This window comes from Candidatus Limnocylindria bacterium (assembly GCA_036523395.1).
Classification (GTDB): domain Bacteria; phylum Chloroflexota; class Limnocylindria; order P2-11E; family P2-11E; genus CF-39.
In genome coordinates, this window is sequence record DATDEH010000072.1 from 63148 (window position 1) to 81902 (window position 18755).

Annotated in this window: 17 protein-coding genes; 10 read left to right on the top strand and 7 right to left on the bottom strand. The window is 67.2% G+C overall.

Annotation, left to right across the window (positions count from 1 at the left end):
• Positions 1 to 13 precede the first annotated feature (13 nt).
• Together VI056_09500 and VI056_09505 are read left to right on the top strand one after the other, a co-directional pair.
• Positions 14 to 427: a hypothetical protein gene (locus VI056_09500; protein HEY6203267.1), complete on the top strand. Its 414-nt coding sequence runs from the start codon at positions 14 to 16 to the stop codon at positions 425 to 427.
• Positions 428 to 491: 64 nt separating this feature from the next.
• On the top strand, positions 492 to 2183 hold the full coding sequence (locus tag VI056_09505) for a hypothetical protein (GenBank protein HEY6203268.1): 1692 nt from the start codon (positions 492 to 494) through the stop codon (positions 2181 to 2183).
• Here the strand turns inward: VI056_09505 and VI056_09510 are convergent.
• Complete coding sequence (locus VI056_09510; protein HEY6203269.1) at positions 2148 to 3308, bottom strand: citrate/2-methylcitrate synthase; 1161 nt, start codon at positions 3306 to 3308, stop codon at positions 2148 to 2150. The genes VI056_09505 and VI056_09510 overlap by 36 nt on opposite strands.
• 374 nt (positions 3309 to 3682) lie before the next feature.
• On the opposite strand from VI056_09510, the gene VI056_09515 reads away from it, so the two are divergent.
• The 5 genes from VI056_09515 to VI056_09535 all read left to right on the top strand — a co-directional run bounded on the left by VI056_09515 (position 3683) and on the right by VI056_09535 (position 8621).
• A complete protein-coding gene (locus tag VI056_09515; protein HEY6203270.1) occupies positions 3683 to 4666 on the top strand; it encodes a hypothetical protein in 984 nt (327 codons plus the stop codon).
• 28 nt (positions 4667 to 4694) lie between these two features.
• The gene (locus VI056_09520; protein ID HEY6203271.1) at positions 4695 to 6326 is read left to right on the top strand and encodes a Na/Pi cotransporter family protein; all 1632 of its coding nucleotides are present in this window, start codon (positions 4695 to 4697) and stop codon (positions 6324 to 6326) included.
• A gap of 7 nt (positions 6327 to 6333) precedes the next feature.
• Entirely contained in the window at positions 6334 to 7053 is a 720-nt protein-coding gene (locus VI056_09525; GenBank protein HEY6203272.1) for a DUF72 domain-containing protein, read from the top strand.
• Positions 7050 to 8153 carry an isoprenylcysteine carboxylmethyltransferase family protein gene (locus tag VI056_09530; protein ID HEY6203273.1) on the top strand — a complete coding sequence of 368 codons (1104 nt, stop codon included), beginning with the start codon at positions 7050 to 7052 and terminating at the stop codon, positions 8151 to 8153. The genes VI056_09525 and VI056_09530 overlap by 4 nt, the downstream gene beginning before the upstream one ends.
• Before the next feature lie 78 nt (positions 8154 to 8231).
• The gene (locus VI056_09535; GenBank protein HEY6203274.1) at positions 8232 to 8621 is read left to right on the top strand and encodes a DUF1761 domain-containing protein; all 390 of its coding nucleotides are present in this window, start codon (positions 8232 to 8234) and stop codon (positions 8619 to 8621) included.
• On the opposite strand, the gene VI056_09540 is transcribed toward VI056_09535, so the two are convergent.
• From VI056_09540 to VI056_09555, 4 genes are all read right to left on the bottom strand, one after another.
• A complete protein-coding gene (locus VI056_09540) occupies positions 8622 to 9761 on the bottom strand; it encodes a cation:proton antiporter (GenBank protein ID HEY6203275.1) in 1140 nt (379 codons plus the stop codon).
• 213 nt (positions 9762 to 9974) lie between these two features.
• Entirely contained in the window at positions 9975 to 12068 is a 2094-nt protein-coding gene (locus tag VI056_09545; protein ID HEY6203276.1) for a DUF3048 domain-containing protein, read from the bottom strand.
• Between the two features lie 105 nt (positions 12069 to 12173).
• Positions 12174 to 13667: an FAD-dependent oxidoreductase gene (locus VI056_09550; protein HEY6203277.1), complete on the bottom strand. Its 1494-nt coding sequence runs from the start codon at positions 13665 to 13667 to the stop codon at positions 12174 to 12176.
• A gap of 46 nt (positions 13668 to 13713) precedes the next feature.
• The gene (locus VI056_09555; protein HEY6203278.1) at positions 13714 to 14616 is read right to left on the bottom strand and encodes a UDP-3-O-(3-hydroxymyristoyl)glucosamine N-acyltransferase; all 903 of its coding nucleotides are present in this window, start codon (positions 14614 to 14616) and stop codon (positions 13714 to 13716) included.
• A 29-nt stretch (positions 14617 to 14645) separates the two neighbouring features.
• On the opposite strand from VI056_09555, the gene VI056_09560 reads away from it, so the two are divergent.
• From VI056_09560 to VI056_09570, 3 genes are read left to right on the top strand one after another with little or no spacing between them, the layout of a single operon-like run.
• Positions 14646 to 15440 carry a hypothetical protein gene (locus VI056_09560; protein ID HEY6203279.1) on the top strand — a complete coding sequence of 265 codons (795 nt, stop codon included), beginning with the start codon at positions 14646 to 14648 and terminating at the stop codon, positions 15438 to 15440.
• Between the two features lie 9 nt (positions 15441 to 15449).
• A complete protein-coding gene (locus tag VI056_09565) occupies positions 15450 to 16478 on the top strand; it encodes a ketoacyl-ACP synthase III (GenBank protein HEY6203280.1) in 1029 nt (342 codons plus the stop codon).
• On the top strand, positions 16439 to 16699 hold the full coding sequence (locus VI056_09570) for an acyl carrier protein (GenBank protein ID HEY6203281.1): 261 nt from the start codon (positions 16439 to 16441) through the stop codon (positions 16697 to 16699). Before VI056_09565 ends, VI056_09570 begins: the two co-directional genes overlap by 40 nt.
• Here VI056_09570 and sucD read toward each other — a convergent pair.
• Positions 16696 to 17565 (bottom strand): succinate--CoA ligase subunit alpha, encoded by an 870-nt coding sequence (sucD, locus tag VI056_09575; protein HEY6203282.1) that lies wholly within the window; start codon positions 17563 to 17565, stop codon positions 16696 to 16698. The genes VI056_09570 and sucD overlap by 4 nt on opposite strands.
• Positions 17562 to 18737: an ADP-forming succinate--CoA ligase subunit beta gene (gene sucC, locus VI056_09580; GenBank protein ID HEY6203283.1), complete on the bottom strand. Its 1176-nt coding sequence runs from the start codon at positions 18735 to 18737 to the stop codon at positions 17562 to 17564. The genes sucD and sucC overlap by 4 nt, the downstream gene beginning before the upstream one ends.
• Positions 18738 to 18755: the final 18 nt, after the last annotated feature.

Below are 18755 nucleotides of genomic sequence, written 5' to 3' on the forward strand. Positions count from 1 at the left end.
CGCGTGCCAGCACGTGCAGCTGCCGTCAGCGCTGAGCACACAGCCACCACCGCAGCTGCCACTCCAGCTCGAGATCCCGGACGGCTACCGTGGCTACGTCGTGCTGCAGTACGCGCTCGACTCGTGCGCGGTCCTGCCGCGGCGCGGCGGCTTCACCGTCATCCGCTTCGGCGACGATGGACGCGCGTGCACTTCGGAGACGACCGTCGCGACGACGCTCAAAGACACCGCGTTCTACGTCGCGCCGAACGGCGAGCACACCGGCGAGCTCCTCGGCTTCGACGTGAACTTCGAACAGCGGCAGGAGGCGACCCACCGGATCATCGGCATGGTCTTCGCGGTCGCGCCGGATCCGCTCGTGATCCGGGCGATCGAACAGTGCCGCTGGGAAAACGCGAAATGCTTCGAGGGCATTCGCTCGCGCTGACCATGCCCCGAATGGACACAGCTCTGATGCGCATACGAGCCTGGCGTACGTTGGTATAGAAGGTATGCGTGCACTGACCGCTCTCGCAGCCCTTGCCGTGCTGTTGATCTCGTGCAGCACACCGGAGCCGTCGCGTCCGAGCGACCCTCCCGCGTCATCGGCGCGCACCGCGCCGCCGACCGGTCCGGTCCTTTCGAAGCTCCCCGTCGCGGCGAAGTTCGGCGAGCAGGGCATCCGCGTGTCGCCGAACGGGGAGCTGGTGCTCGTCGTCGAGCGCGAGGGTTTCGTGCACACGATCTACGACCTCGGGGGACGGACCCTCGCCAGCCTGAAGCTCGGCGAGATCGGGATGAATCCGTTCTGGCTGCCCGACTCGTCGGGCGTCCTTATCGGACGACGCATCGAGAAGGAACCGGGCGGCGCGTATCTCCTCGACATCTCGGTCCTCGAGCCTGATGGGAGCGAGCACGCCCTCGCGCATCGCGTCGGCTACCCGCGCGCAGAAGGTCAGCTGGTCTCACCCGATGGCGCCTACCTCGCGTTCGACACGCCCTGCTGTCCGTCGACGGTCATCGCGATCCCGCGCGTGGGTGGCGCGCCGCGCGAGCTCGCGACCGCGTCCGCGCAGCTGCACGTCCTCAGCTGGGACGCGGACGGTCATGTCGTGTACTGGGCGGGCGGTGACGCGCTGGACGCCGCCGGACTAGACGGAAGCCACTATCGCGTCCCGCTCGGACTTCCGGGCGGGGTGCATGCACTGGACATCGCGCCCGGCGCCCGCACCACTGACGGCGCGGCGACCGTGTTCTCCATCCAGGCCGACGGTCCGTTCCCCGGCACGGTGCAGAACAACGTCGCGGACCGCACGCTGGTCGCCCGCGAGCTGCGCGCGTATCCGTCCGGCGTGCCGCTGTATATCCGGCTCAGCGCCCACGAAGCGCTGACCTACGCGATCGGAGGCGCACTCGGCGCATACGACATCACCACGGGGATCACGCGGCCGCTCGTGACGATCGCCGATGACGACGGCGGTCAACCCACGACGATGTCCGGCGCGATCCTCGTGGCCACCCCGGGCCGCACGTGGGTGCGTGTTCTCGACATCGAACACGACGATGAGTGGCACGAAGCCGACGTCGGGCGGCTGCTGCAGACCGCCGGTTATGCGCTGTCGCGCGGCCGTTTCTTGGTGTTCGATGAGGACGGCACCCCGTATGTGCTGGACGGGATCGCCGCGCGAGCCGCGCCCGCACGCCCACAGGTCACGGCGACGTCTGTGAACACCGCCGTCGGGACCATCCGCGTTGCGAGGAACGCCTCCGTCGGTCGGAAGATGGAGCTCGCGTGGCGCATGAAGGATGGCGCGCCGCAGTCGCTGGACTATCTGGGCGCGAGCCTTGTCCTCGTGTCGACATGGACGCGACCGTGCGTGGTGTGCACGCAGCAGCTCGCGCTGCTCTCCGATGTCACGGTCGGCTCGCGGATCGAGATCATCGCGATCGGCGTGGACGAGACCGAGGCGTCGGCGCTCGACGTGGCCAAGGACTACCGGCGCCTCCGACCGCTCATCGGCAGCACCAGCGTCTTGAAGGACATCTCGCCGGGCCTTCTGCCGCAAACGTTCGTGCTCGACAGCGATCACATCGTGCGGCAGGTCATCTTCGGTCCAGTCACCTGGGACGACTTGGTGCGCGCGCTGACGGCGGCGTCGAAGAGTCGGCTAGCGCTCCGCGATGGGGATGTAGCGCTTTCCTGAGGGTCCGGTGTACTCGGACTCAGGCCGGATGAGCCGATTGTCGCCGTGCTGCTCCATGATGTGCGCGCTCCAGCCGGCGATGCGTCCGAGCGCGAAGATCGACGTGCCGAGATCGGCGGGGATGCCTAGGAACGTGTAGGTCGTCGCTGCGTAGTAGTCGACGTTCACGACGTTGACCTTCGCGGCGGCGCTCGGTGACATCTTCGGTCGCCGATCGGCGATCGCTTTCGCCAGTCGCTCCTGGATCTCGAAGTACGGCTTGCCCTTCCATCCCTTCGAGAGCTCCATCGCGAAACGTCGTAGGTACTTGCCGCGGGGGTCCTCCGTGAGATAGACGCGGTGCCCGAAGCCCGAGAACTTGTACTTCGTCGCGATGGCCTTGTCGACGAACGTTTCGACATGATCGGGCGACCCGATCTCATCGAGCATCTTCATCGTGCCGTCCGTCGCGCCGCCGTGCAGCGGGCCCTTGAGGGCGCCGAATGCCGCAGTGACGGCTGCGTGCATGTCCGCGTTCGTGCCTGCGACGACGCGCGCGGTGAAGGTCGATGCGTTGAGGCCGTGCTCTGCCTGCAGGATGAAGCAGGTGTTGAGGATCTCCGCGGCACGCGGGTGGACGTCGACGCCGGCCATGTGCGCGAAGTTCGCGGCATGGTCGAGCGATGGGTCCGGAGGGATCGGCTGTTCCCCGCGGCGGCGCCGCATGTAGCTGGCGAGGATCGTCGGCAGCTTCGCGGTGAGCCGGATCGCCTTCCGGTACTCGGCTTCCTGGGAGTTGTCGCCCTCGGCGGGGTCCTCGACGGCGGAGGCAGAGGTGACCGTGCGGAGAACGTCCATTGCCGTACCGCTCTCGGACATCTCCTGCAGGATCTGACGCAGGAAGGGCGAGAGCGTGCGGTGCTTCACCAGCTCCGCCTTGAAGGCCCGGAGCTGTTCCTTCGTCGGCAGGTCGCCGTTCAGCAACAGGTAAGCGACCTCCTCGTATTCGGCCTTCGTGGCGAGCTCGTCGATCGAGTAGCCGCGGTAGACGAGGCTGTTGTCCTCCACCTTGCAGATCGCCGTCGTGGTCGCAACGACGCCCTCGAGCCCGCGTGTGGGGGCCTTCATGCGGCTTTCGTCGGTCATTGTTCGAGTGTCGCATAAAGGTGTCGGTCGACCCTCTTGGTGCTTGCCCACCCGCCTTGCCTACTTGCATTAGCCGGAGAAGCCGGAGTACAGTCGCGCCATCAGGGTCAGTCGTCACTAAACCCTGTGGGGAGGACGAAACGGACGCGGCGAGGCCGCGTTAGGCACCTTGGGGTGCCCGCTAGAACTGAAAGCCCCTCATCCCACCCACCAGCGGAGGGCGGCGGCCATCGGGCCGGCGCCCTTTCGCTATCTTGGCCGGAGGAACGGTGAAGGCAGGAGCTGCAGTTCCAGAGCGTCGTCCCCGCGTCCCGCGCGACACATATCGAGCGACAGCACGCTCGGTGGGCATCGCGCCGCGTCTCCGCAAACGCATGCCTCTCTTCGACGCGGCGATCCTCATCCTCGCCGGTGTCTTCCTCCTCCTGACCGGCCCGGTCATCGGCTCCGCCATCGGCGACGGGATCCGCCAGATCACGGCGAGAGTCGGCGAGTCGATCGGCGGTCAACTCGGAAGTGGCCAGATCGAGCTGCCGGCTGGCGGCGGCAACGTCGTGAGTGCGGAGCCGGTCATCAACGGCCTGCCTGACTTCACGCGCGACTCGGAGCTGCAGATCTCCGGCCGCGTCCCGTCATTCGCGATCGCGCCGGGGCGCAGCGTCGAGATCGTGCTGAACGCCGCGGTCATCGCCAACGCGGAGCTCGATCCGACCGGCACATTCGCCGCAACGCTCACGCTGAAAGACGGAGCGAACGCGATCGGCCTCACGCTCCTCTCCGGTAAGGACGTCATCGCGCGCTCCGCCTACACCGTCATCCTCGACAAGCAACCGCCGACGCTCGACGTGCTCGGACCTGCGAACGGCGCGCTAGTCGAGGGACCGAACGTCGTCGTGCAGGGGAAGGCCGAGGTCGGCGCGTCCGTGACGGTCAACGGTCGGACCATCGTGCCCGCTCAGGACGGCTCGTTCAGCGAATCGTTCACGCCGCCGGTCGGCCCGGTCGCGATCACGGTGGTCGCGCGTGACCGTGCGGGGAACGAAACGACGGTGAAGGCGAATGTGACCCTGCGGGCGCCGACCGTCTCCGCAACGCTCGTCACGGTGACGCTCGATCGCGTGAAGGTGCGACCGGGTGAGATCGTCGGTGCGCAGATACGCGTGACCGAGAATGGCATCCCGAAGGGCGGTGCGCTGGCGACGCTGTCGGTCGGCGTCGTCACGATCGGCAGCTCCGCGACGGATGCCTTCGGCAACACCCGCATCTCCTTCGCGGCACCGCCGAACGAGGGCGACGCCGCGGTGGTGGTGTTCGCGGCCGGCTCGTCAGGAAGGACCGTGCTCACCGTCGCACGCTGAGCGCGCGCTGCCCGGCGATACTGCGCCGGTGACGTCGGCCGATCTCGTCCTCTTCTCTCTTCTGGGTGGGACCGCGCTCCTCCTTTACGGCGTGCGCCTGGTCGGGGAAGGACTCCAGCGCGCGGCGGGGACACGACTGCGGCACTTCCTTTCGACGCTTACCGGGAACCGCTTCAAAGCGCTCGCCGTCGGCGCAGGAGTGACGGCCGTCCTCCAGTCGTCGAGCGCGACGACGGTGATGCTGGTCGGATTCGCCTCCGCGGGGCTGCTTTCGCTGCGGCAGACCATCGGCGTGATCCTCGGCGCCGACGTTGGAACGACCGTGACCGTGCAGCTCCTCGCCTTCGATCTTCTCTCGGTCTCGCCGCTGATCGTCTTCGCTGGCTGGCTGCTGTGGACCGTAGGTCGCGGGACACTTCGCTACATCGGCCAGGCGGTGCTCGGCTTCGGATTCCTGTTCCTGGGCATGAAGCTCGTGTCGGACGGGACGGCGCCACTCGCGAGCAGCGCCCTGTTCCGCGATCTCCTCAGCGCGCTCACCGGCCAGCCGCTCATCCTGTTCCTCGTCGCGGCGATCTTCACGGCTCTTGTGCGCTCGAGCGCCGCGGTGATCGGTCTCGCGCTGTCGCTCGCGGCGAGCGGCCTGATGCCACTGACCGGCGCGATCCCGATCATCTTCGGCGCGAACATCGGGACAGCCGCCACAGCGCTGTTCGCGGCCATCGGACAGAACGCCGAGGCGCTCCGCGTCGCCGCGGCTCATGCGGCTTTCAAAGTGGTGGGCGTGGCGCTCTTCGTGCCGTTCGCCGGCCTCTTCGCGGATGTGGTCTCCCGCACCGCGCCCGATGTGCCGCGCCAGATCGCGAACGCCCACACGCTGTTCAACGTGATCCTCGCGGCCGTGTTCCTCCCGTTCACGAACGTCGCGGCGGATCTCTTCACGCGGCTCGTGCCGGACCGGACGACGACGTCGACGGGCGCCATCTACCTCAATACGCAGACGATCGACACACCCGCGGTCGCGCTCGGCCAGGCCCTGCGCGAGACACTGCGGATGGGCGACATCGTTCAGCAGTCGCTGCGCGACTCTCTCGCCGTGCTCGAGCGCGACGACGAGCGGCTCATGCGCGAGGTCGTCGCGCGCGACGACGTCATCGACCAGCTCGAGGAGGACATCAAGCAGTTCCTCATCGGCCTTGGCCAGCAGCAGCTCACCGAGGAGCAGGCGGAGCGCGAGACGGCGCTCATCTTCGTCATCGCCAATCTCGAGGAGATCGGTGACGTCATCGAGAAGAATCTGATGGAGCTCGCGGCGAAGAAGATCGCGGGCCACCACGTCTTCAGCCAGCAGGGCTGGTCCGAGATCCGGCAGCTCCACGCCAAGGTGGTCGAGAACCTCGAGCTGGCGATGTCCGCGCTCGCCTCGAACGACGCGACCATCGCGGAGAAGATCATCCGTCACAAGAGCGTCGTGAATGTCCTCGAGCGCCAGCTCCGCCAGACGCACATCCGGCGCCTGCACGAGGGGCTGCGCGAGACGATCGACACGTCGAGCATCCACCTCGACCTGCTGGCCAACTTGAAGCGCGCCAACTCTCTCGTCGCGGGCATCGCATACGCGGTCCTCGGAAAGCACGCGGTGAAGAGCGCCGAGGAATGAGCCGGCGGTGAGCAGCCGTGCCTTCGTCGGCACCTCTGGCTGGTCGTACACGACCTGGCGGCCGAAGTTCTACCCCGAGGGCACGAAGAGCGCAGCCTTTCTCAGCTATTACGCGACGCGGCTCGCCACGATGGAGATCAACTACACCTTCAATCACCTCCCGACCGAGAAGAACGTGGCGCAGTGGACCAGGGCGACGCCTGAGGACTTCATCTTCGCGCTCAAGGCGTCGCAGCAGATCACCCACCGCAAGCAGCTGCGGGAGCCCGCGGAGACGCTTCCGATCTTCTTCGAGCGCGCGCGGCCGCTCGGCAAGCGTCTGGGTCCGATCCTTTTCCAGACCCCACCGTGGGTGAGGCGCGACGACGACCGGCTCGCGATGTTCCTCGCCGCGCTACCACGCGATCTGCGCTGCGTCCTCGAAGTCCGCGATCCGTCCTGGTACGTGGCCGAGGTCTACGACCTCCTGAGCGCGGCGAACGTCGCGCTGGTGCACGCGGAGGGGGAGAAGGCGCCGTCTCCGGTCGAGACGCTCGGTGCGACAGCGGACTTCGCATACGCGCGTCTGCGTAGTCGCAGCGGTTATCCCGACGAGGTTGTCGATGCCTGGGCGGTGCGGCTTCGCGCGATCCTCGATTCAGGGAAGGACGTGTATGCGTACTTCCGTCATGACGAAGATGGCTCCAACGCCCTGTCGGCGGAGCGTTTGCGCCGATCGTTCACGTGAATCCCTCCGTCGAGATAGTCGTCGCGCTCGCGATCTTGGTCGGGTTGATGTGGGCGGTGCTGTCGGCGACGCGCATTCGCGTCCCGTATCTCGAGATCGTCGCGGTCGTGGGACTCCTGGCTGCGGTCGTCTGGGCGCTGCTGGCGTCGCTGTCCGTTCTCGTCTTCGGTCTGAGTGCGGCGGATCTCTCGCACGAGCCCGAGGCGTCCATCACGTTCCCTGGCGCACGCGTTGAGCGCTCAGTCCAGTCAGAGGCGCAACTGGACATCATCTGGGGCGGAGATGTTGCTCGATTTAGCCGCGTGTATCGAACAGCGGCGCCTCTGTCAGAGGTCGTCAGCTTCTACCGGCTGGAGCTTGGATCGCGAGGTTGGTTTGTACTCGTAGGGTTAACCGACTTTGATGCGTGCGCCCGCGGTCTGCTGTTCTCTGTCAGGGGCGTCAGCGCGACGACCTTCGAGACACGGATATACCCGCACGGTAGGTCCACGCACCCGCCTGAGTGCAAGCAGGGCACTCCTCCGGCTCCAGAAGCCGTGGCCCTGATTGCGGTCGGCGCGTTCACGGTGTACATCGTCACGGCATCGCAGGTGCAACGCCGCGCGCGACGTGCCCGCGGCACTCCACTGCGCGCAGTGAGTGGGTTTGCGAGGTGGGGACCGGCGTTCGCATGGGTCCCCTATGTGTTCCTCGACGCACGACCGGGCCCGACGATCGCGCCCAGCGAACTGATCGTGTATGTCGGCATCGTGCTCGTCGTCGTCGGCGCGGCAGTCGCGCTGTGGGCGGCGTTCACCCTAGGGAGCCAGTTCGATCTGGAGCCCGAAGTGCATCGAGACCACGTCGTTGTCAGGGACGGCCCCTACCGTTTCGTCCGCCATCCTGTCTACCTCGGCCTCGGCGCGCATTTGGTCGGCGCATGCCTCGCGTCGGGCAATCTCGTTCTGACCCTCGGCGTGCTGCTCGTCGGCCTCCCGCTCCTCTATCTTCGCGCGTACGCGGAGGAGCGGCTCCTGCGTGCCGAGCTTGGGCCTGCGTACGACGCCTACGCGCGAGAGGTGGGGATGTTCGTTCCGCGCCTGGTGCGCCCCGCTGGATGACGGCCCGGGATGGCCGGTTACTTGTGCGCTTGCCTTAGCCTACCCGCCAGGGGAGCAAGTCACGCTTAGGAGGGAAAGGTGAACTGGCTCGCCATCGTCATCGCGGCCATCGCGAACATGGTCATCGGAACGCTCTGGTATGGAACCTGGGCCTTCGGCAAGAGCTGGACCAAGCTCTCAGGACACAACATGGGTGAGGGGATGTCCACGGGGCCCCTCTACGCAATGACCGCGGCCGCCGCGGTCGTCCAAGCGATCACGATGTCCTGGTTCGTTGCGCAGACCGGGGCGAACAGCGGCGCCGCCGGTGCGATCATCGGCCTCTACGTGGGCCTCGGCTTCGTCGCCACCGCGATGTTCGCCGAGGTGCTATTCGCCGGACGACACCCGCGCCTTTACGCGATCACCGCCGGTTATTCCGTCGTCGCGGCGATCGTGCAGGGCATGATCATCGGATTCCTCGGCTGATCAGCTAACCGTCGCTTTCGGGAACAGACGCGCACCGACCGCGGACGCGGCGATCGTGATCGCCGCGGCCGCGAGTACGGCGCTGAACTGGCCGGACGACACGACGCCCGCGGCGAGGCCGAGGCCCATCACGACGAAGCTGAATTCGCCGATCTGACCAAGGCCGACGCCGAGCTGCGCGCGCCGCGCCGGCACCGAGAACAGCGCGGCGAGCCCGCTGATGGTCACGATCTTCAGCGCGACGAGGAGGAGGACGAGCCCGAGCACGCCGGCCTCGCTCACGACCGTCGCGGGTTCCACCAGCGTGCCGATCGCGACGAAGAACATGACCGCGAAGAGATCGCGGAACGGCAGGACCTCGCGCCGCGCCTCCTGCGCCTCTGGCCGGATCGAGAGGAGCAGTCCCGCGACGAATGCCGCGAGCGCGACGGGTACGCCGAAGATCACGGCGCCAGCGCCGGCGCTCGCGAGCGCGACCGAAACGGCGACGATGAGGAAGATGTCCGGCTGCTCGCGCACGCGCGCGAGTAGCCATGGCAGGGCGACGAGCTGCGCGACCGCCGCGAATCCGATGAACGCGAACGCCTTGCCGAAGGCCAGCGCGGCAGGATCGCCGCTCGGCGCGAGGAGGACGGCCAGGATCGTCGCCGCGACGAGCGTGACCGCGTCTTGAAGGATCGCCCAGACGACCAGCGCGCGATCGGTCACCGCGTCCGTCGTACGCCGCCGGCTGCGCGTGATGTTGACGACGACGACTGAGCTGGAGAGGGCGACGGCGAGCCCGAGCGTGACCGCGCCGAGGACGCCGGTGCCGAGCCACATGAACGCGATCGCTCCCGCGAGCGTGCCGATCGCGATCTGCAGCGGCACGGCGAGCAGGATCCCGCGCGGCTCTCGACGCAGCGCCCGCAGGTCGAGCTCGATCCCGACCTCGAAGAGCAGGAGGACGACGCCGACGTCCGCCAGGACCTGGATCTGATGGCGGTCGGCAACGTATCCAGGGGTGAAAGGGCCAACGAAAAGACCGACGAGGAGATAGCCGAGTACAGCCGGCAGTCCCAGCCGCCTGCTGATGGCCCCCGCGAGAGCGGCGGCAAGCAACACAACACCGATCTCGAGAACCGGGACAGCCTGGGGCACATCCCGAGGCTACCGGGTGCCGGAACGACAGGCAGCAGCGATCGGACGATCGGACGGGCGGGCGAGGTTGGACGGAGCGGCACTCCTCGACGAGCGTCTGCGCCCAGCCGGCCCGACCGGAGCGCGTGCCGTGGGCGGCGGGCCGGCGTAGCCAGCAGCGAGGAGAGGAGTGGCGCGACGTCGGACTCGCCGCCGCTGCGGTCGATAGCGCGGCTAGCTCGAGGGCACGTCCCAGTCAGCAGGGAGGATGTGGATCCAGGTCTGCCCTGGCGAGAGGTAGATCTTCTGGTTGTAGAAGTTCGTGAAGACGAACGCGTCCGTGTACGACGCCCGCGACCACGTCCCATCCTGGCGCAGTCCGTCGCGGAAGATGCTCGCCTTACCGACGCCGGTGAGGCGCATGTCGAGGCTCGGCGCGCCGCCCGCGTCGTCGATGACGTCGGTGACCCAGATGTCGGTGTTGATGATCACGACGTTCCGCGCCGCGATCGCCTGCCCGTTCATGCCGTCGATCTCGGGCCGGTAGTTCAGCGCGCTGCTCGCGCTCTGGAGGCGCGAATAGGTGTGCGACGTCGCGTCGTAGTGATAGAGGACACGCGCGTCGAGGCGATAGGGGATCAGGATGTTGCTCGCCGGGATGCTGCCGAGGAAGCCCCCGGACGTCGCGGCGTGATTCTGCGATGCGAGGAAGTCCCAACGCGGCACGTCGACCGGACCGCCGCCGCCGACCGACGCCGTCGCTTCGCGCAGGGCCTGCGAAGAGGTGAACAGGTTGTGCGGGGCCACCTTTCCGTCGACGTTCGTGCGATAGAACGCGCTGCCCTGTCCGAGCTGCGGCGAGACGCCGACGTAGGCGCCTCGCTCGATGTCGCCGCGCACCAGACCTTCCATGAGCTGCGACGCGCCAGAGAACACGAGCGAGCCGCGGACCATCGGCGTCGTGTACCGGTCCGAGAACCGTACGCTGCGGACCGCGCCGATCGTGTCCGGATCCTGCGAGTGGAAATATGCGGCGAGCCGCGTGATGAAGCCCTCGACAAGGAGCTCGATGACCATGTCGGCCTGACTGATCCCGTAGTGCGGGCGCGCGGTCGGCGCGTTGTCGATCTTCACCGCCAGGGGCCGGCGCAGCGGATTCGGACCGCCGGCGACAACGGGCATCCCGTCCAGCGGCCAGCACGAGACGCACGCGAGCTTCTGGACCTCATTCGGCGGCGTGATCCAGGTGTCGGGCTGGAATACAAAAGCGGACGTCCCGGTGTTGTTGAGCGCGCCGACGTGCGTGGTCCCGTCACCCAGTGCCGTTACCGTGGCCGCATCCGCCTTGCCATCCATGTTCCAGTCCCCGGCGACGAGTGCCGTGTTGCTCCACGACAGCGTCGCCGCGCTCAAGGTCGCGATGCCACCCACCTGCAGCAGAGAGAAGCGCGAGGCCGCCGACATCAGATGCACGCGACTGCTGCCGTCGGCGTAGGAGTACATGGTGAGGATGTCGGTCTTGCCGTCGCCGTCGACATCCCCGGCCGCCCACTTCGCCTTCGTCATGTCGAAGAAGCCTTCGGGCGAGATCCACATCCCGGCCCAGCCGCCGATCGGCTGGATACCGCGGGGTGAGGGATCGAAGACGTGCACGCCGATCCGGAAGTTCGGGTACTGGTAGATCATCGCGACCTGGTCGACGCCGTCGGTGCGCGTGAAGTGTCCCGTGAGGAAGCGCGCCTTCGTCGAATCGACCTGTCCGGGACCCGAGTCGTACGCGCCGCCGTCGCCCGCGTAGAACAGACCCGATCCGGTGGCGATCAGGTACAGGAACTTCAGCTGGAAGTTGTCGAGCTGGTAGGGAATGAGGAGTCCGGTCTTCGGCGTGCCATCCCAGACCCCCGCGAGCAAGCCCTGCGCGCGGTTCCAGTCAAAGTTCGTGTGGCGCCACCAACCGGCGTTGCCGGTGTAAGCGAAGTTGCTGCCGGTCGAGAGCCACACGACGATGTGGACGGTGAGCCCGCCGTCGTTGTAAAGAACTGCGATGTCGGTCTTCTTGTCGGCGTTCAGGTCGACCGCGACGGGCTTCATGCGCGAGAGGTCGAAGTGGTTCGCGCCCTCGAGGAACCACTCGGTGTGGGTGAACTTGCCGTCCGCGCCGCGGTCGAGCACGACGATCCGGAGCCCGAAGTCATCGTTCGGGTCGTAGATCGAGGCGATCTCCTGCGCGCCGGTGCCGCGGAAATCGCCGACGAGGGTGAAGCCGTTGGCGAGGGTCTGCGCCGCGGCGGTCCCGCCGCCGGGTTGCGCGGCCGGAACGATGCTCACGGAGAGCAGCAGGGTCAGGAAAAAGGTGAGGAGCCTCACAAGCGCCAGAACGTCCGATACGACGGTTTTGTGACGGCCTGACTGTACGGCACGGCGGCCGCGCCGCTAGGCGAAGAGGCGCTCCTCGTACTCGACGGCACCGATCGCCTCTCGCTTCGACCGTCCCGAGAGCAGGTGCTCGGCCATGGTGATCCCCATCTCCGAGGCGATGTCCATGTCAACGTACTTGTAGAGGCCCTGCCGGCCGCCTGTCACGAGGCCGTCGAAGCGCATGAGCTGGTCCATGAGGGTCTGCATGGCGACCTCGAAGCCGACCATGTAGACGGGGTAGCCGGTCGTCGCGCGCAGGACGACGGACTCGGCGACGTCCTCTTCGCGGCAGAAGCCCTCCGCGGCCAGCTCCTTCGCGCAGCGCCTCCCGAGCTCGTCGGCTGTTGCCGTCCAGATGGCGTCGTTGATCTCGCAGGTGATGTCGCATAGCACCACCGTCTCGCCGGGCGGGCAGATCTCCGTGCCGCCGTAATTGCGCGTCTCCGAAACCCGGTTGAAGGTCTTGTCCTGGAAGTAGACCGACTGTGCCGGGAGGACCTTCGGCTTCCGGAAGCGCAGGCCGACGATGGTGAGCGCGCGGAAGCGGAGCTTCTTCGCCGCCTCTCGTGCGGCGGGCGACACGCCATCACCGAGCAGTGCGATGAGGGAGGGGAGCGGCAGCGTGTTCACCACGCGGTCACACTCGACGCGCTCCTCCCGACCCTCGAAGTGGTACGGCGCTAGCCCGGGCTCGATGCCCGATGCGATGAGGCAGAGCTGCCCGTCCGTCGCTGTCGAGGCGACCTTCCGATAACGCACGGCGGTGACGCGGTCGCCGGCGACCTCGAGACCGGTGACGAGCGCGCGGGTCACGACGCGGTTGTCCGGCGACGCCGCGCGGATGCGGTCTGCCATCCGTCGCGAGATGAGCCCCGCGCCCTTGGGCGGGTAGTACAGCTGGACGACGAGAGGCGCGTATTCGTGCTCGCCCTCGGTGATCTTGTCGAGGCCCTTTCGGAACGAGCTCACAGCGACCTTCCACAGGTTGATCTGCGGAATGCGGTGCTGCGCGAACGACGCAGCGAGCTGCGAGGGCGGCATGCCCCAGACCTTCTGCGTGTACGGCCCGAAGAACATCCCGTAGAGGGTCTTGCCCATGCCCTGCGTGACCCAGTCCTCGGCCGAGACGATCTTCCGTGGCCGCACGCGCTTGCGAACGACTTCGACGAAGTAGTCGAAGAACGCGCGCGCCGCGAGCAGGGGCGACATGCTGCGCGCGATGTCCATCGCCTCGAGCGGGTACTTGTAGTACTTCCCGCGGAACTTGATGCGCACGTTCTTCGCTTGCGCGGGGAAGCCGTCCGACGCGATCTCTTTGAACATGTCGAGCACACGTTGATTGCGCGCGTGATACGCGTGCGGTCCGAAATCGAAGCCGGCATCGGTCGATCCGCGCAGCGTGGTCGCGAGACCGCCCAGGAAATCCTGCGCCTCAAGGAGCGTGACGCGCTCGCCGCGCTCGGCCAGCGTGAAGCCGGCGGCGAGCCCGCAGATGCCGCCGCCGAGCACGACCGTATGGCTCAGGGAGACCTCCTGGAGATGGTGTGGGTGCGGCTCAGGGTAAGCGGTAGACGCGGAGGTCGCTGGCCACGCGCTCGCCCGCCGCGACGTCCTTGGTGATGGTCGAGCCCAGCACGATCGCGGACCGATCACCGAGGCTCACGCCGCTGGAGACCACCGCACGCGGTCCGATCCATACCTCGTCACCGAGAACGACGCTGCCCGCGAGCGTGGTACCTGCCGCGATGAGGCAGCGCGACCCGATGCGGACGGAGTGCGCGATGTGAACGAGGTTGTCGATCTTTGTGTCGTCACCGATGCGCGTCGGCAGCCGGAACAGGCTGCGGTCGACGGTCGAGTTCGCTTGGATCTCGACCCGCGCGCCGATCTCGACGGAGCCCGCGTGCGGAACGGCGACGTTCGTCGTGCCGTAGTCCCACTCAGCGCGCGCTGCTCTTCCCTGGCGCATCGCCGGTCCCTTGAACTCGAAACCCTCGGAGCCGATCACCGCGCCCGCGCGGATGATCGTGTCCTCGCCGAGCGCGACGCGTTCGAGGATCGTTGCGTTCGGTTCGACGACGGCCCTCGCGCCGATGCGGACGTTGCGTGGCGCGACATAGGCGCGTTCGTGCACCCGCGCGCTGGGATCGATGACGCTCGCGAAGTCGTGCCAGTAGAACTCGCTCGAAGCATGAAGCCAGCGGTGCAGGCCATAGAACGCGGACTCGGGATGATCCGCCACTGCGAGGCCGAGCGATGCGGGCACCGCATCAGCGAGCTCCGCGGTCGTGACGATCGCGGCAGCGGCGCTCGTCTTGGCGAGACGCTCGAGCGATCGTGCGTCACCGGCGTAGACGAGCACGCGACCGTCGCGCGCGCCGAGGAGCGCGAGGTCATCGAACTCCGCGTCGCGCACCACACGAAGTGGTGCGTGCGCCGCGGCTTCGCCCAGCTTCATCGAGGGCACTCTACCCGTAGGATTCGCGCGTGTTCCAACCGCCGCCGCTCGAAGCGGTTCGCGCGTACACGCTCGAGACCTCACCGCTCTGCTTCACGACCGACATCGAATGGTCGCCCGACTGGGCGATCCGCGAACTCTTCAAGCTCGCGGATGAGCACGGTGTACCGCTCACGCCGTTCCTCACCCATCGGTCGCCGTACCTGGCGCAGCGGTTGATGGACGACAACGCCGCTGATGTTGGGTTGCATCCGAACTTCCTGCCCGGCAGCACACACGGCGCGACTGTCGACGAGGTCATCACTGCGACCAAGGCCCTGTGGCCGGGCGCCGTCTCGTTCCGCTCGCACTGTTTCTACGACGACACACGGATGCTCCGGAAGATGGCTGACGCCGGCTTCCGCTACGACTCGAACCTCTTCGCGTTCCTTCAGCCGATGCTCGCGCCGCTCCGCACGGTGACCGGGACGGTGCGACTCCCCGTGTTCTGGGAGGACGACGTTCATTCGGCAAACGAGCTCTCCTGGGATGCAGCTGCGCTGCGAGCGGCGTTCGAGATGCCCGGGCTCAAGATCGTGAACGTCCATCCGCTCCGTGTAGCGCTGAACGTGCCTGACGAGGCCTTTTACGAGTCGCACAGGCGGCTCGAGTCCGCGGTCGACGTGGACCCCCGTGCTGAGGCGCATCGCGGGAAAGGCACACGGACATACCTCGAGGAACTGTTCGCGTACGCGAGCGCTGGCGCGCGCCCCCCGCTGCGGCTCTGTGACCTCTATGCACAAGCGGTCGACCGAGGCGTCGGCGCCCTCGACCGATGGGCCTAAACTCCGCCCGTGCGCGTCGCGGCGATCCAGGCGCTCGAGCATCATCTCCCGGAGCGCCGGCTCACGAACGATGAGCTCGCGAAGCTCTACCCCGACTGGTCGGCCGAGAAGATCTTCGACAAGACCGGGATCCGTGAGCGTCGCATCGCCGCGCCCGATGAGTTCGCATCGGACCTCGGCGTGGCCGCCGCTGAGAAGCTGATCGCATCTACCGGCCTTGACCGCTCGACGGTCGATCTGCTGGTGTACTGCACGCAGAGCCCCGACTACTTCCTTCCGACCACCGCGTGTGTGATCCAGGAGCGGCTCGGTCTGCCGATGACGACGGCCGCGTTCGATTACAACCTCGGCTGCTCAGCGTTTCCGTACGGTCTCGCGATGATCCGCGGCCTCATCGAGACGGGTAGCGCATCGACCGCGCTCCTCGTTATGGGCGAGACCTATTCGAAGTTCATCCACCCGATGGACAAGAGTGTTCGCACGCTCTTCGGCGACGCCGGCAGCGCTGTGCTCGTCACCGCGACGGAGCGCGAGGGACCGACGCTGGGCCCATTCCTGCTCGGCAGCGACGGCAAGGGGGCGAACAACCTCATCGTGAAGCGCGGCGGGATGCGCCAGCCCATCGGTACAGAGCCGCTCGCCGAGACCACCGACGCCAGCGGCAACATCCGCACCGAGGCGAACCTCTATATGAACGGGCCGGCCATCCTCGAGTTCACGATCCGGCGCATCCCCGCGGTCTTCAAAGAGCTGCTCGCGCGCGCCGAAGTCACGCTGAATGACGTGCGCTGGGTGGTCATGCATCAAGCCAACGAGTACATGCTTCGCTACTTGCAGAAGAAGATCGGGATCCCCGATGAGAAGTTCGCGGTCCATCTCGCCAACTGCGGCAACACGGTCTCGTCGACGATCCCCATCGCCCTGCAGCACTTGGTCAAACAGGGCCAGGTCAAGCGCGACGACCTCATCCTCACGCTCGGCTTCGGTGTCGGCTACTCGTGGGGCGCCAATCTGATCCGCTGGAGTCCCGACGCCTGAACGAGCAGGAGTTCCTGCGAGGTCTGCGCGACCGCCTCGCTTGGCCCGATCTCGGACCGGACACAGACCTCTCAGGCGACGATCGCTGGGATTCGCTCGCGCTTGTCGACGTCGTCATGTACGTACAGGACGAGCTCGGCCAGACGCTCGCCGCTGATGACCTGCAGAAGCTGACGAAGGGCCGCGAGCTCGTTGGACTGGTGCGCGACAAGCTCGCCTAGCTTTGAAGGGCCTTCTTCACGAGCCCCGGGATCTCGCTTGGTGCGTTCGCGACGGGAATGCCGGCGGCCTCGAACGCCTTGACCTTTGACTCCGCGGTGCCCTGATTTCCAGAGACGATCGCGCCGGCGTGACCCATGCGTTTCCCTGGCGGTGCGGAACGACCCGCGATGAACGCCACCGCCGGCTTCTTGCCGTTCGCGCGCATGTACTCGGCGGCGCTTTCCTCGGCGCTCCCGCCGATCTCGCCGACGATCACGATGACCTCCGTCGCCGGGTCCTCGTTGAGCAGGCGCACCGCGGCGGGCGTCGGCAATCCGATGACGGGATCGCCGCCGATCCCGAGGCACGTCGACTGGCCGAGACCGGCGCGGCTGAGCAGATCGGCGATCTCATAAGTGAGCGTGCCGCTGCGTGAGACGAACCCCACGGCTCCCGGCTTGAAGTTCTCCGCGGGCATGATCCCGATCTTGCATTCGCCGGGTGTGATCGCGCCGGGGCAGTTCGGGCCGATGAGGGTCGTCCCGGAGCGATCGAGCACCGATGCGACCTTGAGCATGTCCTGCACCGGCGTGCCCTCGGTGATCGTGATCACGAGGTCCAGCTCGGCGTCGAGCGCTTCGAGCATCGCGTCCATCGCGCCCGACGCGGGAACGAAGATGATCGAGGCGTTCGCGCCGGTGTCCAAGGTCGCGCGTGAGACCGTGTCGAAGATCGGGAAGCCCTCGCGCGTCGTGCCGCCGGCACCCGGGACGACGCCGCCGACGACCTTCGTCCCGTACTCGCGCATGCGCGTTGCATGGAACGTCCCCTCGCGGCCCATGCCCTGGACGATCACCTTGGTGTTGCGATCCAGCAGGACGCTCACCTGTGTATCGCAGGGGGAGAATCCCCTGCAACCCCCCTCGTTTCCGCTGCTCTTCGGACGGCTTCTGTGGCGGCTTCGTCCATCGTCGTCTTCGAGACGAGCTTCGCGCCTTCGAGCAGCTTGCGACCCGCTTCGGCCTCGGTGCCCGAAAGCCGGATGACGAGCGGCACGCTCGGCGGGTGCGTCGTGATCACCGAGAGGATCCCCTTCGCCACTTCGTCGCCGCGCGTGATCCCGCCGAAGATGTTGATGAGGACGCTCTTCACCTTCGGGTTCGCGAGGACGATCTCGAGCGCCGAGCGCACGACGGATTCCTTCGCGCCACCGCCAACGTCGAGGAAGTTCGCGGCACGCCCGCCCGCCCGCTGGACCGCGTCGAGAGTCGCCATGACCAGGCCTGCGCCGTTGCCGATGATGCCGACGTCCCCGTCGAGCTGCACGAAGCTGAAGCCGAGCGCGCGGGCGCGCTCCTCGACCTCCTCGTCGGGTGAGATCTCCTTCCAGTCGCGAAGCTCGTTCTGCCGGAAGAGCGCGTTGTCGTCCATGTCGAGCTTCGCGTCGCCGGCCAGCACAGAGCCGTCCGTCTGGATGAAGAGGGGGTTGATCTCGACGAGCATCGCGTCGGTGCGCGCGTAAACGCCGTACAGCTTGATCGCGATCTCGGCGACCGCGTTCCGCTGCGCCGCTGGGACGCCGGCGTCGAAGCACAACGCGCGCGCTTGGTAGGGAAGCATTCCGACCAACGGGTCGGGCCATCCGCGTGCGATCTTCTCGGGCTCTTTCTCGGCGACCTCTTCGATGTCCATTCCTCCGACGGTCGAGAGCATCACGACCGGGCGCCGCCGGTCGCGGTCGAGCGTGATGCCCAGGTAGAGCTCGCTCGCGATCTGCGCGCCACGCTCGACGTACACCTTGCGGACGCGCAGTCCTTTTATCTGCATGTGCAGGATCGTCGATGCGTGCTCGCGCGCCTCGGCCGGCGTCTTCGCGACCTTGATGCCGCCGGCCTTTCCGCGGCCGCCTGCGTGCACTTGCGCTTTCACGACAACGGTGCCGCCGAGGGCGCGCGCGGCCGCCTCCGCCTCCTCATGCGTCGTCGCGAGACGACCCTCGGGGATGGGGATGCCAGCGCGCGCGAGCAGCTGCTTCGCCTGGTACTCGTGGAGCTTCACTGAGGTCGCACCGAGGAT

What these genes read in the sequence shown, in the direction of transcription:
- VI056_09505 (HEY6203268.1), top strand. Translation starts at nt 492, where the DNA reads ATGCGTGCACTGACCGCTCTCGCAGCCCTTGCCGTGCTGTTGATCTCG.
- VI056_09510 (HEY6203269.1), bottom strand. Translation starts at nt 3,308, where the DNA reads ATGACCGACGAAAGCCGCATGAAGGCCCCCACACGCGGGCTCGAGGGC.
- VI056_09515 (HEY6203270.1), top strand. Translation starts at nt 3,683, where the DNA reads ATGCCTCTCTTCGACGCGGCGATCCTCATCCTCGCCGGTGTCTTCCTC.
- VI056_09555 (HEY6203278.1), bottom strand. Translation starts at nt 14,616, where the DNA reads ATGAAGCTGGGCGAAGCCGCGGCGCACGCACCACTTCGTGTGGTGCGC.